Origin of the sequence: Bradyrhizobium sp. SZCCHNPS1003 (assembly GCF_032381555.1) — a bacterium.
In the GTDB taxonomy this organism is placed as follows: Bacteria; Pseudomonadota; Alphaproteobacteria; order Rhizobiales; family Xanthobacteraceae; genus Bradyrhizobium.
On sequence record NZ_JAUHIU010000006.1, the window covers coordinates 307,369 to 325,571 of the forward strand.

The following is an 18,203-nucleotide window of genomic DNA, read 5'->3' on the forward strand; positions in this document are numbered from 1 at the left end:
AGCAAAATCAGATTTAATATAAATTAAATCGCGCGGCACTCCAATATCATTTAATGGTTATAAAACAAGATCCTCGTTCTCGCAGGCAACCGGGCGGCTCCGACGTCCGAAGCGCAACTGAAAAGCCTCACAAAAATGCTGCACAATCCTAACGCGAGCACGGTTGCCTCCCCCTCTCCACAGGAGCAAGGTTGGGAACGTAGCGGACCCGGACCGTTCGACATGGCGCTGGGATTCCTGCGCCGGCACTATCTGGTGATCGCGATCACCACCGTGCTTTCGCTCGTGGCCAGCTTCGCCCTGCTGAAAATCCTACCGCCCACCTATTCGGCGGACGTCAAGATCATGCTCGGCACCTCGAAAGCCGCAGTTGTGCAGCCGCAACCGCCGGTTCAGGACGAGCCGCCGCTCGACATGGAATCGCAGATCGAGATTCTTAAATCGAAGTCGATCGCGACAGCGGTCATCGACAAGCTCAACCTGGCGGACGATCCCGACTTCAACGGCAAAGCCAGCCCGCTGCATGGTGCGGTTGATGCGGTTCGCCGCCTCGTGAGTTCGGCGCCGCAGCCGAACGGGCCCTCGATGGACGATCTCCTCGACGAATTCCAGCGCAGGATGAACGCCTTCAGAATTGGCACGAGCACGGTCGTCGAGGTCGATTTCAGCGCCAGCGACCCCAATCGGGCGGCGATGATCGCCAACGCCATCGTCAAGGAGTATTTCGATCAGCAGTTGAAGGCGGAGGCGAACGAGCACCGCACAATCACCGCCTGGCTTCACGACCGCCTGCAGGATCTCGGCAACGACGCGACCGCCGCCGAACGCTCCGTGAACGAGCTGAAAAGCCGGTACAACATCGTCTCGGCCGACGGCAGGTTCATGGACCAGCAACAGGTCACCGAGCTCACCAACCGTCTGGTGGCGGTGCGCACGCGTACCGCCTCGCTGATGACCCGGCTCAATCGGTTCGACGACATGCTCGCGACGAGCAATGCCGATATGACGATCGACCGCGTAGCCGCGGTCTCCGACTTCTCCCCGGCAGAGCTCAGCGGCAACGTCAATCCGCCCGACGGTCTCTCCTTGAGCAATTCGAACAGCACGCTCATCATCAACAGCTTGCGTCAGCAATATCTCGATAGCGCCAAGCGCGAGTACGAGTATTCCGCCAAATATGGCAAGGATCATATCGCGGTCGTCAATATTCGCGCGACGATGAAGAGCATCCGCCAGGCCATCGTCGACGAGGTGCGGCGCCTTGCCGACGTCGCCAAGCACGATTACGAGGAGTCCAAGCAGCAGCAGCAGGAGATCGAGAAGCAGCTGGCGCAGGCCGTTGTCCGGTCGCAGGATACCAGGGCGGCCGAGCTCAGCCTCCGCGAGCTGGAGACCAGCGCCAAGAGCTATCGTTCCCTCTACGACACCTTCCTTCAGCGCTACATGGGCTCAGTCCAGCAGGGCTCCTTCCCGATTGCGAAGGCGCGGGTGATCTCAACGGCCACGCCGCCGAAGAAGAAGATCAAGCCGAAGTCCATCGTGCTGATGGCGATCGGCCTGTTCGGCGGCTTGGCGCTCGGCGGCGGCCTGGGCCTGCTCGCAGAAGTCAAGGACCGCAGCTTTCGGACGACCGACCAGGTCGAGGATCGCCTGCGCCTGCCCTGCCTCTCAGTCGTCCCTCTGCTCAAACGAGGCGAAGTCGACAGGTTCACCAAGAAGGCGACGGTCAACGCCGTTGCCAAGGCCGACCCCGACAAGGCCGAACCCGACAGCAGCCAGCGCATGGTCTCGAGAGGCCCCGGGACCTGTTGGGCCGCATCCGCCATGCCCACCTCGCGCTTTGCCGAATCCATCCGCTCGTTGAAAGTCGCCATCGACCAGGATCCGAGCCGGACGTCGCGGAAGGTCTTCGGACTGACGTCCGCCCTGCCCAACGAAGGCAAGTCGATCATCGCCGCGTCGCTGGCTCAGCTCATCGCAAATTCAGGCAAGCGGGTGATCGTGGTCGATTGCGACCTCAGGAATCCGTCGCTTTCCGCCATGCTGGCCCCCGATGCCGGCACCGGGATCGCCGACATCGTCCTGGGAGGATGCCAGCTCGCAGACGCAGTCTGGACCGACCCGGTGACGCGCCTGGATTTTCTGCCGGGAATGGGCGCCGCACAGCGCGACACCAGCGATATCCTCGGCAACGAGCAGATGCGCAAGCTGTTCGAGCAGCTGCGGGCAGCCTATGACTACGTCATCGTCGATCTTCCGCCGCTCGCGCCCGTTGTCGACGCGCGCGCCATCTCCGCGCTGCTCGACAGCTTCGTCCTCGTCGTGGAATGGGGACGCACGCCGGCCGAGGTGGTCGAGCACGCGCTGAACACAGCTCCCAACGTCTACGATGCCCTGTTCGGCGTCGTGCTCAACAAGACGAACATGAAGGCGCTGAAGCGCTACGCCAATCACTTCGGCGACTACTACAACCATAAATATTACGCTCGTTACGGGAGCGTGATGGCCGAGTAGGTCTGTCAGCGCGCGCCATCGAATGAGCCGGTGACAGAGAAGAGATCGGCCGTCAGCGCTGGTGCTCGGGGCGAATGGAGGGATGGGCGATGCCGGCACGCTCCAGAGCGCTGCGGACATAGACGCCTGAGAGATAGCCCACCTGGACTGCAATCAGACCGGCGCCGGCATACAGCGCGGCCGACAACCCGCTGACGATCGAAGCCGCGATAGACTCCATGAAGACGATCGCGGCGAGCGCCAGCAGCGTGCGAACCGTGAACATCGTCCCGGCAACGACCCCGGCTGCAAAATGAAGCGTTATCACCCACATCAGTTCATGCCTCCTCGGGCGTCTCGAGAGGCTAGCGGCCAATGGTTAGCGATGAGCTAAGCCGCCCGGGAGGATTCGAGCAAGCGCACTGGAGCAACACTTCCAGGCGAAAGACGCCGCTACGGCCCGCTGAGCGGGTGCAGCACTGTCTGGCGGTTCTGCCAGCGTGCCCGGTAGAGCCAAAGCACCGCGGTCACCAGGACCACATCGAACAGGCCCATCATTGTCTGGCCGTAGACCTGCGGGTGAACGCCGCCCAGGAGGAGCGCGAGTTTGACCGCTTGCCGCACCACCTCCGACCCAAGGAACGCGATCAGCGAGTTCTGGCCGACGTTGAGGATGAGCGCGACCGCCGGCGATCGCCGGGTGCGCGCGAACACCGCCCACAACAGCGCCAACAGCAGCGGCAATGTCCAAAGCAGGTTGAGGAGCTTGTCGAACCGATAGGGGTATTTTTCGCCATTGCTGGGAAAGCCGAGTCCGTAGTCGAGCAGCAGCCCGAAGATGAAGATCCCCGCCAGCGCCGTGTAGAACGCGGGTCCGATCAAGCGGTTGGACCGATGGAGATCTCCGAGCCAGATGCCAATCATGAAGAACATCTGCGCCTGGAGCGAGAACAGCAACAGAATGACGGCTGGATTCTCGAACTCGGTTGCCGTGGTCGTATTGCTGAACCAGGTGCAGGCCACGAAGATCGCAGCCGACAACGCGAGCACCAGGAGCCTGCGGCGCTTGAACACCAGCAGGATCAACGGAAGCAGCAGGAACATCAACCCGTAGAATTTGAGGATCGTGATGCAGGTCGGCTCGGACTGGAACGTCAGAACGTCGAAAATCGCCTGCCCCACCGGTTCTCGCTTCTTCCCCAGGACAGCCATGCCCATCGCGACCGGCACCGAGATGACGAAATAGGCGGCGAGCACCTTCAACCCGCGGACAACGAGCTCTCCGTGTCTCTCCTTGTGCAGATAGACGTACCCGACCATGAACCCCGAGATCACGACGAACAGTTCGGCGAAGGGGTTGAATTTCGTGAACAGATCGACGGAGTCCGGAAAGACGTTGGCTGTGTGATGATAGAATACGAACAGCATCGCGCAGCTTCGATAGAAGTCGATCAGAAGCTCGCGTCCTTTTGGACTTGCAGCGCTCAACGCTCAATCTCCGAACACGAGTCACTCCATGGGCGGCGATCAGCCGAGGGGCGCTGGTCGGACTCACGGCTCAGGCAATCCTTCGCAACGCCGGCGAGCGCCGCGGCGGCGATCATCGAACCACCGATTGCGGGAGCTGTGATGCGATCGGTGACGAGCCTCCCCCTGTCATTGCCGGTCCAATCCGCCGAAGCGGAAGATGCGGGCCATCAGCGGCGAAACGCCGACGAACGTCGCTATGCAGCCATGGGCTTCCAGTTGCTTCCTCAGCATCAGCAGCAATCCAAGGAAGCGCGCATCGATGGCGCAGACGTTCGAGAAATCGAGCGTGACCGGCTTGCGGGACGCAGCAGCGGCACGGAAAACCGGGATGGCCCTGTCCACGTGGCGCGCATCGGCGGGCCCCGACAGGCTGAGCGTGACCGCTCGCGCTCCATAGTCCTGCGTGATGGTCAGCGCCTCACCCCGCTCATACGTGCGCCGCATCCACCAGGTCCAGACCACGAACGGCAGCACGTGGGTGAGCATGAGGCCGAGCATCGCCGTCCCATCGTTCCAGTAGCGACGCCAGAGATAGGGCTCCTCCTTGATGCGCCACAGCCACTCGAAGCCTGATCGACGCAGGATTGCAGGTGCACGCTTCACCGTCCCGGCCTGGAAGTTGAGCGCGGCACCGAGGTGGGCGCGGACCGGAATCTCGAGACGCTCATGGTTGCGCTGCAACCATGATTGTCCCTTCACGCTGCTCAGAGAGGCAACCAGGAAGTCGGCCCCACTGGCATTGATCTCGTCGATGATGTGATCCCGGCTCAACTCCTCGGCCGACAAGTAGCCGGGGTTCGACCAGCCGACGCACTGCAATCCCGCCGACTGGCCGTTCAGCGTCCGGGCGGCCCGTTCGGCGGCTCCCTCCGGGCCGCCGAAAAGAAAGAGCTTCAGCGCGTTCGCTGCTCCGGCCTCCGACTTCAGCGCGTCGAAGATGTCCGCGCCGGCCGTCCGGCTCTTGATCGGAATCCCAAGCAGCCGGGCGATCCAGACCACCGGCATGCCGTCCACCGTACAGAGATCGCTCAGGATCAGCGACTCCCTGAAGCTTCTGTTCGACTGGCTGGCGACCAGGAAGTTGAGATTGGGAGTCGAGATGAGAAGCCGCGTTCTGCGTCGGGCAGCGTCGCGGATGCGGCGCAGCACGCCGCGCATGCCGATGGCATCGACCGGTATCCCGAGGACGCAATAGACGTCGCGCGCGAGGTCGTCGGGAACTGCGGGGTCGGACATGGCTGCGGCATCGGCCTCCGGCCGACCGCGACCCGTCCCGGAGCGCCCCACGCGATAGAGGGCGGATCCCGGCTCCTGCAATTCATGCGTGGTCAGCATCAGCCGCTCTCCCTCAATCTGCCCCGCCGCACGAAGATGCCGGGTTGCGGACCCCGGCCGCACCTCCCTGACGGAGGCGGGTGACCAAAATATCACTATTTAATTTTAAATCACACGACGCATTTAATACGATTTATTTGTGAATACCAGAGCAGATTTGCGGCGCAGTCGCAGCAATGTCTCCCAGGCGCACAACGAGGCGCTTTTATTTAATTGCATCTCTGGATAATATCGCTCGACAATATTCCTGGCGGCTGCCGGCCCGGCCGCCCCGTTCGAATGTCTGAGCCAGATTGTGATGCCGAGAATTTCAGCGACGACGTCGATGTCGGCCGGGCCGCGGGCCTCTGCGGGGACGTTCGACGTCTGCGCGCTGATACCGGTGCTGGCCTTCGCCTACTCGTCCCTCATTCAGCCGCTGATCTATTTCAGCTTCCCACCGTCGGCGGGGCTCCAGGGCCTGCTCGAGAGCCGGATTGAGAACCGGGTCTTCTGGCCGGTCCTCGCAGCCGTCGCCATCGTCGTTGCGATGCAACGCCTGGCCCGCGGCGACCGGCTTGCCCTTCCGCCCAACATCATCGCTCTCTGCGCTTACTTCGGATTGGCAGGCGCCAGCATCGGATGGGCATTCAAACCCGAGTTCGCCTTCGTCCGCTTCGTCCAGGAAGCGATGGTTCTGACCGCCGTCGTGCTGCCCGCCTTGTTGTCGAACCCGAACGCCAACATCATGCGCGGAGTGTTCCTCTGCTTCGCGGTCGGCGTGATCCTCAACATACTATTGCTTCCCGGCGGCTATGCGACCTACGCGCTATACGGCAACACGCTGGTCGACATCGGCTACCAGGGCTATTTCTCAGGAAAGAACCTGCTGGGCGAGTTTGCCGCCATTGCGTTCCTGCTCTCGATTCACGAGTTGCTCTATCCCGGAACCCGCCGCGCGCTCGGGATCGTCGTTGCCGTCGCTGCCATCGCCCTGATCTTCTTCTCGAGCTCGAAGACTGCGCTCGGTCTCGCTCTGGTCGCTCCCGTCCTGGCCATCCTGACGCTCGCGATCGCGAGAACGCTGCGGCTTGCGCCGATTCTGATTCTCACCGCGATGATCCTTGGCTACTTCATGTTCGGCGAGCTCGCGGGCTTCACGACCGGCCGCATCGCCTATCTGCTGACGGGCGATTCCAGCTTCACCGGCCGGACGACCATATGGGCCTTTTCGGAGATGGAGATCGCGAAGAGGCCGCTCCTGGGATGGGGCTATCAGAGCTTCTGGCTGGTCGGGGCAGACGCACCGAGCATCACCGAGGCACCTGGCTGGGTGAAGGCCATGCCGAACTCCCACAACGGCTATTATGATGCGATGCTCGAGCTGGGCTATGTGGGTCTTGCCTTTCTCCTCGTCTTTCTGGCGGCCACCGTTCACGTCATCGGTCGCGTGGCGCGCTACGACTACAAGCGAGCGTGGATCCTGCTGTCCGTCGCCTTGTTCGTCATGTTGTATGATTTTCTCGAGACCTTGTGGCTGCGCGCTTTCGACGTGTCCTGGGTCGTGTTCGTGCTCGTCACGGTCGAGGCCGCGCGATACTGGCGGAGGTCGCAACAGAGCATGCCCGCCTCTCCTCAGCCCGTGAGCAGGCGACCGGCTCGTTGGAGCCGCACACGACCGGCATGGCGGCCGCGACTCGGTGTCCGCACCTGACGGAAACCCGTTGGAGCCTCACGCCAGCTCTATTGCGTTGTTCCCGGCGTCGCCGCGAACGGCGTGCCCGCATCGAATCTCGCTTTGGCCGGCAACGTATGCAGCTTCGTATCGCCGGTCGGATCCACCCAGGGCCACGGATGATTGCCGAAAAAGCCCGGCTTGGCGCTCAGATACAGCGACGCCGGGAGCGGCTGCGCCGCGAGGCCGTCGGTCCAGACCACCTTGCTGGTGAGATAGTCGAAATTGCCACCGCGGATCACCGTGGCCAGCGTCTTCGGGTCTGGCGCCATGGTCCATCGCTCCGGATCGTAACCAAGCATCCAGACGTTGCCGACACCGCCCTGCCCCCAAACCGCCGTGCCGGCCTGCATCGAAGGATCGTCGTAGGTCCAACCGCTCATGCGTCCCGGCCGACCCAGCACGTTGCCGGCGAACGAATCCCACCACGAGCCATATGCGAGACCCACGGCTCGAATGCCTGAACGATCGACGAAGCGCTGGCGTTGCCCCGTGAGATGGTTGCGGAAAAAGGTCAGATAGATCGCGTTGCCATGGGTGTAGTCGCTGTCGGCATTGTGGGACAGATTGCCTTCGAACAGGACGTGATGGGCGCCGGCCATGTGCGATGCGTTGATGCCGACCTCGACCCAGCCGGGGTTGTCGAAATCGAACGAGTCGTCGACATAGTTATAGCCGACGACGCTGCCGGCGCCGGACGACCGGAACACCATGTTCTTGCAGACGTCGACGAGGATGTTGTTCTCGATCAGGACCTCCGAGGAGCCCGCCGCCAGGCTGATCGCGTATCCGGCGCCGCCCGGCTGCGGCCACGAGCCGGTATGAATGTAGGAATCGCGGAGCTCGACCCGGAACGAATTATTGATCGCCACGCCCTCGCCGAGCCACTGCGTCACCTCGACGGATCTGGCCCAGGAGTAAGCGGCGGCTTCGAACCGCAACGCGCCGTCCGCTCCACCGACGATGCTCAGATCCTCGACGCCCACATTGGCAACGTGGATGTCGCGATGATTGGCGGCGTGGCGACCGCTGTTCGGGTCGGTGCTGTAGGGCGTGAGCTGCGCCTGGTGATCCCTGCGATAGCTGATCGTGAGCGGCGAGGTGAATGTCACCGTGCTCCCGGTCACCGAGGCGATCTCCTTGATCTCGGCGGTCGCCCGGTCGGCGCGGGCGAACCACGACATCGGCTTCGGCAGCACACCGGGAGTCTGGTCAAAGGGACCTCCGGCATTCGCCCCGCCATTGTCATCGCCCGGCTGAACCGGATCGTGCATGTTCCAGGCGACGCGATCGCCTTGCCAGACCTTCGCTCCCGCCGGAAAACCGGCAGGCGTCGCCTGCCACGATGCGCCTGAGACCTCGTCGAGCAGGACGAAATCGCCCGGCTTCAAGTTCGCGGCGCTGGCGAGGGTGACGGTCGACGTTCCCTGATCGCCGTCGGCCAGCAGGTTCTGCGACGCGCTGCTGTCGGGGCCATTGTTCCAGCGCGAAGGTCCGACGATGACGACAGGCTTGGGATCATAACTGTACGAGCTCGGGTCGACCGGCGTGAGGATTCCCTTCGTGCCGGCAATCACGGCCGACGTTCGTGCGCGTGCGCCATTGGTTTTCACCAGCCTGGTCGCACCTGCGCCCGCGCCGCGCAGCGTGACCGGGCGACTGATCAAGAGCGGCTCGTTGACGATGAACGTACCGGGGTTGAGCATCACGACCCGGCCGGCGGGCGCAGCGTTCAAGGCGGCCTGGATCGCGCCGCTGTCATCTCTCCCGCTCGGAGACAGCGTGCGATAAATGATGGTGCGGCTCGGAATACCGCCGGCTGACATCAACCCCGGATTCCAGGCGGCCAGGCGCTCCGCCGGCAGGAGACTGCCGGCCAATGCCGGCCGGGTGGACGCGGCCGGCTCGGCGGCCTCGGCAGCTCCGCTGAGGATCAGCAGGGCAAGCGCTGCCGTGCAAAGCGCCCGGATGCCCACGGCATCGATCCGGCGCGACACCCGTGCAGACGACCGGGACTGAGCCTGAGTGCAACCGGGGATCACGAGGCGGACGCTATCCATGGGACCTTCTCGCAGGACCGACCACACATTGAAAGGGCGCGCCGATCTAAAAACACCATGACTTTGACACGCGCCATGACATAATATTAAATCACGATTTAATTTATTGAAAGGCGACCGGTGACTCCCCTGCTCGCGGCAGGTTTGCATCGGTCCTTCCGTCTTCCGCAAGGGATTTGATACGTGACGCCATCGCGCCGCTACCTGCTCGTCTCGCCCTGCCGGGATGAGGGCCAGTACCTCCGCCGGACTCTCGACAGCGTCGCTGCGCAATCGGTGCCGCCGGCGCTATGGATCGTGGTGGACGACGGATCGACCGACGACACCCCCGCCATTCTCGAGGAGTACGCCCAGCGCCTGCCCTATCTGCGCGTGATCCGCCGCGCCGATCGCGGCGGACGCAAGGTCGGTCCTGGCGTGATCGAGGCGTTCTATTCCGGCCTGGATAGCGTGCGGCTGGAGGATTTCGACTATCTCTGCAAGCTCGACATGGACCTCGATCTGCCCGGGCGCTACTTCGAGCTGCTGATGGAACGAATGGAGAGCGATCCGCGGGTCGGGACCACCTCAGGCAAGCCGTGGTTCGTCCACCCGCAGACCGGCGCCCTGGAGCCTGAGGTCTGCGGCGACGAGATGTCGGTCGGGATGACCAAGTTCTACCGCGTCGCCTGCTTCCAGGAGATCGGCGGCTTCGTGCGCCAGGTCATGTGGGACGGCATCGACTGCCACCGCTGCCGCATGCTCGGCTGGATCGCCGAGAGCATCGATACCGAAGCACTGCGCTTCATCCATCTGCGGCCGCAGGGCGCCAGTCACAAGGGCATCTGGACTGGACGCCTGCGGAAGGGCTTCGGCCAGTACTTCATGGGAACGTCGCCGCTGTACCAGTTCGCGGTGGCGGTCTATCACCTGCCGGCCTATCCCGCCTTGATCGGCAGCGCAGCGATGCTGTGGGGCTATTTCCGGAGCTGGCTGGCGGGCCTGCCGCGCTACGACGATCTCGAGTTCCGGCGCTTCCTCCGCGCGTATCAGCACGCCTGCCTGCGCCTGGGCAAGCGCGCCGCGACGGCCCGGATCGATGCGGAGCGGGCTCAGCTCTGGCGGGCCAGCCACGCCGCAGCCGATACGCGATGACGCTCGGCGGACAGATCGCCGCGGTACTGACGCGAGAATTGCGAAGCTAGGTGTTTCTCCGACTCCATTTGGACAGCATGGCCAACATTCTCGAGTTCAGCCGCCTTCGTGATGCTTCCGCCGTGCCGCCGATGACGGCTGTCGACGGCGGTGCGGCCGCGCCGACAGCGTCACGCGGGAAGAACGCGCATGGCAGCGCATCCCTGCTCATTCCATCACTCGACGGCATCCGCGCGCTGTCGGTGCTGATCGTGGTCCTGGGCCATTCCGGACTTCAGGCCATGGTCCCCGGCGGCTTCGGCGTCACCATCTTCTTCTTCCTGAGCGGCTTCCTGATCTCCACGCTCATGCTCGCCGAGCATGAGCGCACCGGCGCGCTCGACGTTCCCAGCTTCTATGCGCGGCGCGTGTTCCGGCTGATGCCGCCTTTGCTGCTGTCCTTGGCGATCGCTTACGGTCTCACCGCCGCGGGCCTGCTGGACGGCGGAATGACCGCCAAGGGGCTGGCGGCCCAGGTCCTGTATTTCGCCAACTACTACGGCCTGTTCTTCGATCCAGGCAATACGGTTCCCGACGGCACCGGCATTCTGTGGTCCCTGGCGGTCGAAGAGCACTTCTACATCGTCTATCCCTTGCTGATGACCCTGCTGCTCGGATCGGTGCTGCGGCCGCGCACCATCGGCGCGCTGCTCGGGCTCGTCTGTCTCGGCGTCCTCGCCTGGCGCATCCATCTGGTGCACGCCCCGGAATTCTTCTCCGACCGCACCTATTACGCCTCGGACACCCGCATCGACTCGATCGCCTATGGCTGCATTCTGGCGCTGGTCATGACCCCGGTGCGGCAGCGCTCTTCCTCAGGACGGATGTCGGTGGCTCAATGGGCGCTGCTCGCCGGCGCCGCGGCGGCGCTGCTGGTCTCCCTGATCTACCGTGATCCGGTGTTCCGGGAGACCGCCCGCTACAGCCTTCAGGGACTGGCGCTGATGCCGCTGTTCTACTTCGCGGTCCGCTTCGCCGACGCGCCGCTGTTTCGTCATCTCAATCACGCCTGGGTGATGACGCTCGGCACCTATTCCTACGCGATCTATCTGATCCACAACGTCGTGATCCGAACGATCGACAAGAACTTGCCCGCTATCGCCGCCAAACCCTACATCCTGTTTCCGCTCGCGCTCCTGATCTCGGTCCTCTATGCGGCGGCCATCGAGCGCTTCATCGAGCCGTATTTCAGGCAGCTCCGGCACAAGTTCAGGCCGGTGCCTGCCGTAGGCCGAGCGCAGGATACATCTGGCGCAGACTGGCCGCTTGGCGACCGTCTCGTCGAGAGTCCGACGACACGCGCATCCTGAGCGCATCGGCCCTCGTCAACGCTCACCGGCTGCTGCAGCCGGCACCAAGAGCGCGTACCGGGCCCGGGCGCCCTTATGAACCGATCGGTGCACCCACCCGAACAAATGCGGCAAATTGTGCAATTCAATTTATTTAATCGCGCATTTAATACTCGACCCGAGCCAACGAATACTTTCGGGGGACGGGTGGATGCGGATCGCGAGCGCAGTTGCACGACGAATTCGACGAAATACGCTCGGTCCCCTGCCGGACGATCCGGCGCTGAGACCGTTGAGGTCACCGCTCCAGATCGATCTGTCGGGCAAGGTCGCGCTGGTCACGGGAGCGGCCGGAGAACTCGGCCGTCCGATCGCCCGGACGTTGGCAGCCTGTGGTGCCAAGGTCGCCATCCACTATCTGACGGCACGCGCTGCTGCCGAACGACTCTGCGATGAGCTGAACGAGCTTCAGCCGCAGCACGCGTGTACGATGTCGGGTGACGTTGCCGTGCTTGAAGATGTCCAGGCGATGCGCTGCATCGCCGAGAGCACGCTCGGCCCCGTCGACATCGTCGTGAACAATGCAGTGACATGGTTCGACGAACGTCCCGTCGTCGAGCAGACACCCGACCAGTTCGACAAGGTGTTTCGCTCCTCGGTCCTGCAGGCCTGGGCCACCGCGCGGGTGTTTTCTGGCCCAATGATCGAGCGAAAATGGGGACGCCTGATCTCTCTCGGCACGGAGATGACGAGCCTGGCTCTGCCCAACCGAGCGCCCTACACGGCAGCCAAATGCGCCACGGACGGCATGCTGCGGTCCCTGGCGCGGGAGCTCGGACCGCATGGCATCACGGTCAATCAGGTCGCCCCGGGCTGGGTCATCTCCGACAAGGACCGTCGTGACCGTGACGAGGTGCAGCCGCTCTACGAGCGGTCCGTGCCGCTCGGACGGCGCGGCTACGATCAGGACGTCGCCAACATGATCGCGTTTCTGGCCTCGGACCTCGCAAGCTTCGTGACCGGCGTTCGCGTGCCGGTGTGCGGCGGAAGCGTCATGCCGGAGGCCTGAGCACGCGCATCTGGCGCCGGCTCTTCTGATGTCGGACGTCAGCGGAAGACGCGGTGACGGTGGCACCAGCGCACGAACACATAGATCGACCATACGCGCGACCAATAGATCCCCGGAGCGCCATCGAGGAAGGCGCGCCAGAGGCGCTCCACGGCCGTGGGGTCCAGCCCCACCGGCGCAACGGCCTGCGGGTCCCGCAGGGTCCGGTCCATTGCATCCTGCAGGCCGCGCCGGATCCAGCGATCGAGCGGCAGCACGAAGCCGCTCTTCGGCCGGTCGAACAGCGACGGATCGAGGCCACGCAGGCCGATCCGCCTGAGCATCGCCTTGCTTCGCAGCGGCTGATAGCGCGTCGCATCGGGCAGCCGGTCGACGCTTTCGAACAGCACCTGATCGACCAGCGGCACCCGCTGCTCCAGCGAGGCCGCCATGCTCGCCACGTCATTGTCGCGCAGCAGACGCTCGCCCAGAAACAGGCGCTGCTCCATGACGCTGATCGCCGACAGCGGGGCGCGTGCGCGGGTCTCCGCGGTGATCTTCGCTCTCATCGCGGCCGGAAGCCCATCGCTCAGCGTATCGACGAGGTCCGGCGCGAGCAGCTCGCGCTGAAAACCGGGCAGGAACAGCGCATAGGCCATCTGGTAGAGCGCCAGAAGATCATCGCCGCGTCGAACCATCTCCGGGAGCTTGGCCCAGCGCGTCTGCGGCGCGACCGTCCCGCCCGAGGGTGACAGCATATTGGCAGCCAGCTTCGCCGCAGCAACCTTCAGGCCGGCCGGCACCCAGGCCGTATGCTTCGACCATTGCTGCAGGACCGGCAGGTCGCGAAACGACGTGTAGCCGCCGAACAGCTCGTCACCACCGGTACCCGACAGCGCCACCGTGAAGCCTGCGCCGCGGATGGCATGCGACATGTAGTAGGAGTTCAGGCCGTCGAAGGTCGGCTGGTCCAGGCTGTCGAGCGCCGCTTCGAGGTTGTCGACGAAGTGCTGCTCGGTCAGCACCACCTCGTGATGCTCGGTCCCGATCGCGGCGGCGATCTGCCGCGCGATCGGCCCCTCGTTCAGCTCCTGCTCCTCGAACGCCAGCGTGAAGGTGTGGATCCGGCTCTTGGCCGCACGCTGTGCCAGATTGGCCATGACCGAGGAATCGACGCCGCCCGAGAGAAACACCGCAAGCGGCACGTCGCTGGCGAGATGCAGCCTCAGCCCCTCCTCCAGGATCGCGGCAAGCTGATCCTCATCCATCGTCGGGTCCGGGGCGCGCTCGGGGATCGACCAGAAATCCTCGTCGCGGATGGTGTTGCCGACGCCGTCGAACGCGGTGAGATGGCCGGAAGACAGCAGCTCGACCCCCTTGACCGCCGTGCCGGGGCCGACCACGAAGCCGTTCCAGACGCCGCTGGCGACGGCCTGCGGATCGAGCTGGGGCCTGCCCAGAAGACCGGACGCCAGGAGAGCGCGCAGCTCGGATGCGAAGGCCACCGACCAGCCCGCATCGGGCTTCGACGCGCGGGCGACGTACAGCGGCTTGATGCCAAGGGGATCGCGCGCCAGCAGCAGCCGGCGCTCCTTCGGGTCCCAGCAGGCGAACGCAAACATGCCGCGCAACCAGGCCACCGCCTTTGGCCCATGCAGGCCGAGCGCGCGCAGCATCACCGCGGTATCGCCCGTCGAGCTGAACTGCTGGCCGTCGTTGACCAGACGCTGCCGCAGATCGGCAAAATTATAGATCTCGCCGTTGAAGACGATGACGTGCCCGGTGACCGGATCGATCATGGGCTGCACACCGGCGGGCGACAGATCGAGGATCGCGAGCCGGCGGTGCGCCAGCAGCGCGCCCCAGCCACGCTCGTCCGCGGCCGAGGCCCAAATTCCCCCGGCATCCGGACCGCGATGGAGCATGGCGTCGTTCATCCGCTGCAGCGCTGCGCGGTTGTCGTCGTCCACCCGTCCGATGATCCCAGCGATGCCACACATCAGAACAATCCGCTTGAGACGCGCGACGTCAAAATGGCGGACGCGGCCCTCAAATGGAAGCAGCCGTTCCAGACGACCAAGACGCCGGCGCTGCCGCCAAAGCCGGCAACGGACCATAGGTCCGCGCCAGACATTGTTCGTAGTCGAGCGGCGGCGTCCAGCCGAGCGTATCCCTCAGCTTGCGATTGTCGAAGCGCAGCGGCTTGAGCATCGCGTCGAATTTCTTGGGCGTCAGGATCGCCGGCACTTTCGTGGCCCGCCTGAACACGGTCGCAAACGCCAGCCGTACGGTGCTGCTGGCGAGCCAATGCGGGATGGGCAACCGGAGGCCGCGCTCGCCGGTGCCGCGCATGTAGTCTGACAGATAAGTCCAGACCCGCTCGCCGGGACCGTCGACGACGTTCAGCGTCTGGCCGATCGCCCGCGGATCTGCGGCGGCCAGCGCGAAGACATCGGCGCAGTTCTCGACGTGGGTCATGGGGATGCGGGTCAGCGGCCCGATCACGACGTGGTGGCGCCCGATCTGCTGGCCGAGCGCCGCAAGATAGCCGTGACCGCGTCCCCAGATGAAGCCGGGACGCAGGATGGTGAGGTCCCAGCCGTGCTTCTCGACATAACGGCGTGTCACCCGCTCCTGCCACCATTTGGCGACGGTGTAGCCGCCGCGGGTGTAGACATCAGGTGTCTGCTGGAGCGGTGCGCTTTCGTCGAGGATATCGCGCGTCGCCGTGTAGTCGTAGACAGAGAAGCTGCTGCACAGCACGAGCCGGCGGCAGGCGCTGCCCGCCATCGCCTCGAGCAGCCGCTCGGTGCCGCCTACCGTGCCGGCGAATTGCGCATCCTCGCCGCCGGCGACCACGGCCGCCAGATGGATCAGCACATCCACATTCTCGAACGCGCGAACAAGGTCGCGCGAGGTGCGCAGGTCGGCCCTGACGATGTCGACCGACGACGGCCAGCCAAGCGCGTCAACGCGCGTCGCCGGACGCACCATGGCGCGAACCTCAATGCCGCGGGCCAGCAGCGCATCGACGACATGCCGGCCGAGAAACCCGTTGGCGCCCGTGACCAGGGCTTTCATATCGCCAGCTTCCTCATGTCCGCCTGCTCCGTCGGCTTCATCGCTTCGATCATCCGATTGACCGCGAGGACGTCCTCCATCGTGATCGGCAAGGATGCTCCCGAGCCAAGCGCCTGATAGGTGCGAGCGAGGCACTCCCACAGCCCCTCATAGGCCCCTGGACCCTTGAACTTGCGCAGCAGGGTCGACAGCGCGGCACGACGGATGTCGCGGCCCTCCTCCAGTCCGCTGAAGAACGGGCGCAGCGGCTTCGGCACGTTGCGGGGGCCGTCGAACGTCAGCCGCGTCTCGAACAGATTGGCGGTCGCCTGCATCCGCTCGCCATAGACCCGCAGCCAGAACGCGTCGGGCTGAGCGCTCGCGCTGAAGCCGAGCGTCGCCGTGCCACGCTCGGCCTCGACGACGCTGCGAAACTCGTCGAACGGAAGCGGCGACGGCTTGCGCTTGCTCCAGACGGTATGCGCGTTGCGATGCGGGCCGACGAAGGCATGTGACAGCGAGGCGAGATGCGGCAGGAAGTCGGCGATCGCACCGCCCGCAAGGCTGAGCGCCGGATGCGGCGAGTTCGGATCGGCAAAACCGTCGGGACCGAGGATGTCGAGGCATATCTGCACGTCGACATGGGTGACGGCGCCGAACTCGCCGGTCTCGATGCGACGCAGGATCTCCTGCGGTGCCCGGTTGAAGACGTAGTTGTAGTCCTCGACGACATGGCGGCCGGTCTGCTTGGCGCGCAACGTCAGGGTCTGCAGCTCGTCGAAGGTCGAGGTCGCGGGCTTCTCCACGATCACATGCGCGCCGGCCTCGAGCGCGTCCATCGCCAGCCGAAAATGCGAGGTCGGCGGCGTCGTCACATGCACCACATCGGGCCGGACGGTCTGCAGCATCGCACGATGATCGGTGAACCAAGACGGGATGGCGTAACGCTCGGCTGCGGCCTCCGCCGTCGCCGGCGACAGATCACAGATGCCGGCCAGTTGAACGCCCGGCAAACTGTTGAGACAGGCCAGATGCTGGCGGGCGATCTGCCCTGCCCCGATGAGCGCGGCCTTCATCACGATCTTGTCTCCAGGATCTCGCAGTAGAAATCTTCAAGCGCCTGAGCCGCCGAGCTCCAGGCATACTTCTCGACCGCCACCTGCCGCGCCGCGCCGCCGATCCGCGCCGCAAGATCGGGCTCGGCCAGCAACCGATCGACCGCGCCCGCAAAGGCGTCGGGCTCGTCTGCGATGAGGATGTCGCGCCCGGGCATGGCCTCGATGCCCTCGGCTCCCAGGCTGGTCGAGACGATCGCCTTGCCCATCGCCATGGCCTCGACGATCTTCAGCCGCGTGCCGCCACCGAGCCGCAGCGGGACGATCACCGCCGCGGCCGCGGCGAGGTGCGGCCGCAGGTCCGGCACGAAGCCGGTCAGCTCGATCCGCGGCCCGGCCAGCGCCGTCAATGCCGGCGGCGGCCGTCCGCCGATGATCTTGCAGCGCGCATCCGGATGCCGCGCGGCGATACGAGGCCAGATGTCCCGCACGAAATGCGTGACCGCATCGATGTTCGGCACCGTCGACAGCAGTCCGAAATAGACCAGCGTCCGGCCGTCGGGCGCGGGGTCGGTGCTGCGCGGCTGATAGAAGTCGATATCGGCGGCGTTGGGAATGACCGCAGTGCGGGCGTTCGGAACGTCGTCATGCAGACGCTTCTCGTCGTCCGCGCTGCAGAGATAAACGCCATCGGCTTCGCGATAGGCCGCGATCTCCTCGCGGCGCAGCTTGCGCCAGTTCGCACCGGCGTAGAGCCGGCGGCCCAGACTCGCGCCCGTGGCGGCGAACTGCCGCGCCAGATCATAGGCGATCTCATGCGAGTCCACGATCAGCCGCGGCCGCGGCGCGCCGGCCGGCGCCTGACGGAACATGCAGTGGCCGAGATAGGGAAATTCGAGATTGACGATGTCGAACGGTGTCGTCCGCAGCACCCGATCCAGCGCCCGCTGCAGCTCCGGCAGGGCCACGCGCAGCCGATCGAAACTGCGCAACGAGACCAGCGAGCGCAGCTGCAGCAGCCGCTTCGCCAGACCGTCACGGCCGTAGGGGTTCGGCACCAGCACCACGTCGCGGCAATAGGCCTGCATGGCCCGCCGACACTCGTCGATGTCGAAGGCGTCATCGACCAGCATCACCGCCGTGAGGTCGTGGCGGCGCGCGAGCTGGGTCATCAGCCCGTGCATGCGCGCCTGTGCCCCGAACCGCGGCGGGCTCGCCGGCATGTGCGAGACGCTGAGGATGCTGAGCCGCCGTCGGTCGGCGAAACCGGCTGCGGACCATTCGGGTTCGCGCTGCGCCGACGGCGCAGGAGCCGCCTCCATCACATCCAAGTCCGGGTGGTTGTCGCTGGCCATGACCATTTAAAGAATTTAAATCACGGGATGTTTTATATGGGGTATTCAATGATTGCGATAGTTAATCGCGACATGCGGTGCTGTCCGAGCC

The 18,203-nt window shown here is 64.7% G+C and carries 13 protein-coding genes; 5 read left to right on the forward strand and 8 right to left on the reverse strand.

Translation table 11 applies throughout. From position 1 onward, the window contains the following. Positions 1-222 precede the first annotated feature (222 nt). Positions 223-2,514, forward strand: coding sequence for a polysaccharide biosynthesis tyrosine autokinase (locus QX126_RS12600; RefSeq protein ID WP_315781243.1), 2,292 nt, complete (start codon positions 223-225; stop codon positions 2,512-2,514). A gap of 52 nt (positions 2,515-2,566) precedes the next feature. On the opposite strand, the gene QX126_RS12605 is transcribed toward QX126_RS12600, so the two are convergent. The 3 genes from QX126_RS12605 to QX126_RS12615 all read right to left on the reverse strand — a co-directional run bounded on the left by QX126_RS12605 (position 2,567) and on the right by QX126_RS12615 (position 5,358). Then, positions 2,567-2,827 (reverse strand): hypothetical protein, encoded by a 261-nt coding sequence (locus QX126_RS12605; RefSeq protein ID WP_315739498.1) that lies wholly within the window; start codon positions 2,825-2,827, stop codon positions 2,567-2,569. 119 nt (positions 2,828-2,946) lie between these two features. Further along, complete coding sequence (opgC, locus tag QX126_RS12610; RefSeq protein WP_315739497.1) at positions 2,947-3,981, reverse strand: OpgC domain-containing protein; 1,035 nt, start codon at positions 3,979-3,981, stop codon at positions 2,947-2,949. A gap of 168 nt (positions 3,982-4,149) precedes the next feature. Further along, complete coding sequence (locus QX126_RS12615) at positions 4,150-5,358, reverse strand: WecB/TagA/CpsF family glycosyltransferase (protein WP_315781245.1); 1,209 nt, start codon at positions 5,356-5,358, stop codon at positions 4,150-4,152. 298 nt (positions 5,359-5,656) lie between these two features. On the opposite strand from QX126_RS12615, the gene QX126_RS12620 reads away from it, so the two are divergent. Further along, a complete protein-coding gene (locus QX126_RS12620) occupies positions 5,657-7,051 on the forward strand; it encodes an O-antigen ligase family protein (RefSeq protein WP_315781246.1) in 1,395 nt (464 codons plus the stop codon). Between the two features lie 29 nt (positions 7,052-7,080). Here QX126_RS12620 and QX126_RS12625 read toward each other — a convergent pair whose 3' ends face one another. Next, positions 7,081-9,048 (reverse strand): glycosyl hydrolase family 28-related protein, encoded by a 1,968-nt coding sequence (locus QX126_RS12625; protein WP_315781248.1) that lies wholly within the window; start codon positions 9,046-9,048, stop codon positions 7,081-7,083. 267 nt (positions 9,049-9,315) lie between these two features. Between QX126_RS12625 and QX126_RS12630 the strand changes: the two genes are divergently transcribed. The 3 genes from QX126_RS12630 (at position 9,316) to QX126_RS12640 (ending at position 12,663) form a co-directional block, all read left to right on the forward strand. Continuing rightward, positions 9,316-10,266: a glycosyltransferase gene (locus QX126_RS12630; RefSeq protein ID WP_315781249.1), complete on the forward strand. Its 951-nt coding sequence runs from the start codon at positions 9,316-9,318 to the stop codon at positions 10,264-10,266. A 77-nt stretch (positions 10,267-10,343) separates the two neighbouring features. After that, positions 10,344-11,615 carry an acyltransferase gene (locus tag QX126_RS12635; protein ID WP_315781251.1) on the forward strand — a complete coding sequence of 424 codons (1,272 nt, stop codon included), beginning with the start codon at positions 10,344-10,346 and terminating at the stop codon, positions 11,613-11,615. Positions 11,616-11,886: 271 nt separating this feature from the next. Further along, a complete protein-coding gene (locus QX126_RS12640) occupies positions 11,887-12,663 on the forward strand; it encodes an SDR family NAD(P)-dependent oxidoreductase (RefSeq protein WP_315781252.1) in 777 nt (258 codons plus the stop codon). Between the two features lie 38 nt (positions 12,664-12,701). Here the strand turns inward: QX126_RS12640 and asnB are convergent, their stop codons facing one another. The 4 genes from asnB to QX126_RS12660 are packed head-to-tail and all read right to left on the reverse strand — an operon-like array spanning position 12,702 to position 18,079. Beyond that, positions 12,702-14,642 carry an asparagine synthase (glutamine-hydrolyzing) gene (asnB, locus tag QX126_RS12645; protein WP_315777010.1) on the reverse strand — a complete coding sequence of 647 codons (1,941 nt, stop codon included), beginning with the start codon at positions 14,640-14,642 and terminating at the stop codon, positions 12,702-12,704. Between the two features lie 49 nt (positions 14,643-14,691). Beyond that, entirely contained in the window at positions 14,692-15,723 is a 1,032-nt protein-coding gene (locus QX126_RS12650; RefSeq protein ID WP_315781255.1) for an NAD(P)-dependent oxidoreductase, read from the reverse strand. Continuing rightward, complete coding sequence (locus QX126_RS12655; RefSeq protein ID WP_315781257.1) at positions 15,720-16,778, reverse strand: Gfo/Idh/MocA family oxidoreductase; 1,059 nt, start codon at positions 16,776-16,778, stop codon at positions 15,720-15,722. Before QX126_RS12655 ends, QX126_RS12650 begins: the two co-directional genes overlap by 4 nt. Beyond that, the gene (locus QX126_RS12660; protein ID WP_315781259.1) at positions 16,778-18,079 is read right to left on the reverse strand and encodes a glycosyltransferase family 4 protein; all 1,302 of its coding nucleotides are present in this window, start codon (positions 18,077-18,079) and stop codon (positions 16,778-16,780) included. The genes QX126_RS12655 and QX126_RS12660 overlap by 1 nt, the downstream gene beginning before the upstream one ends. Positions 18,080-18,203 lie beyond the last annotated feature (124 nt).

What these genes read in the sequence shown, in the direction of transcription:
- QX126_RS12600 (WP_315781243.1), top strand. Translation starts at nt 223, where the DNA reads ATGGCGCTGGGATTCCTGCGCCGGCACTATCTGGTGATCGCGATCACC.
- QX126_RS12605 (WP_315739498.1), bottom strand. Translation starts at nt 2,827, where the DNA reads ATGTGGGTGATAACGCTTCATTTTGCAGCCGGGGTCGTTGCCGGGACG.
- QX126_RS12615 (WP_315781245.1), bottom strand. Translation starts at nt 5,358, where the DNA reads ATGCTGACCACGCATGAATTGCAGGAGCCGGGATCCGCCCTCTATCGC.
- QX126_RS12620 (WP_315781246.1), top strand. Translation starts at nt 5,657, where the DNA reads ATGCCGAGAATTTCAGCGACGACGTCGATGTCGGCCGGGCCGCGGGCC.
- QX126_RS12635 (WP_315781251.1), top strand. Translation starts at nt 10,344, where the DNA reads ATGGCCAACATTCTCGAGTTCAGCCGCCTTCGTGATGCTTCCGCCGTG.
- asnB (WP_315777010.1), bottom strand. Translation starts at nt 14,642, where the DNA reads ATGTGTGGCATCGCTGGGATCATCGGACGGGTGGACGACGACAACCGC.
- QX126_RS12650 (WP_315781255.1), bottom strand. Translation starts at nt 15,723, where the DNA reads ATGAAAGCCCTGGTCACGGGCGCCAACGGGTTTCTCGGCCGGCATGTC.
- QX126_RS12655 (WP_315781257.1), bottom strand. Translation starts at nt 16,778, where the DNA reads ATGAAGGCCGCGCTCATCGGGGCAGGGCAGATCGCCCGCCAGCATCTG.
- QX126_RS12660 (WP_315781259.1), bottom strand. Translation starts at nt 18,079, where the DNA reads ATGGAGGCGGCTCCTGCGCCGTCGGCGCAGCGCGAACCCGAATGGTCC.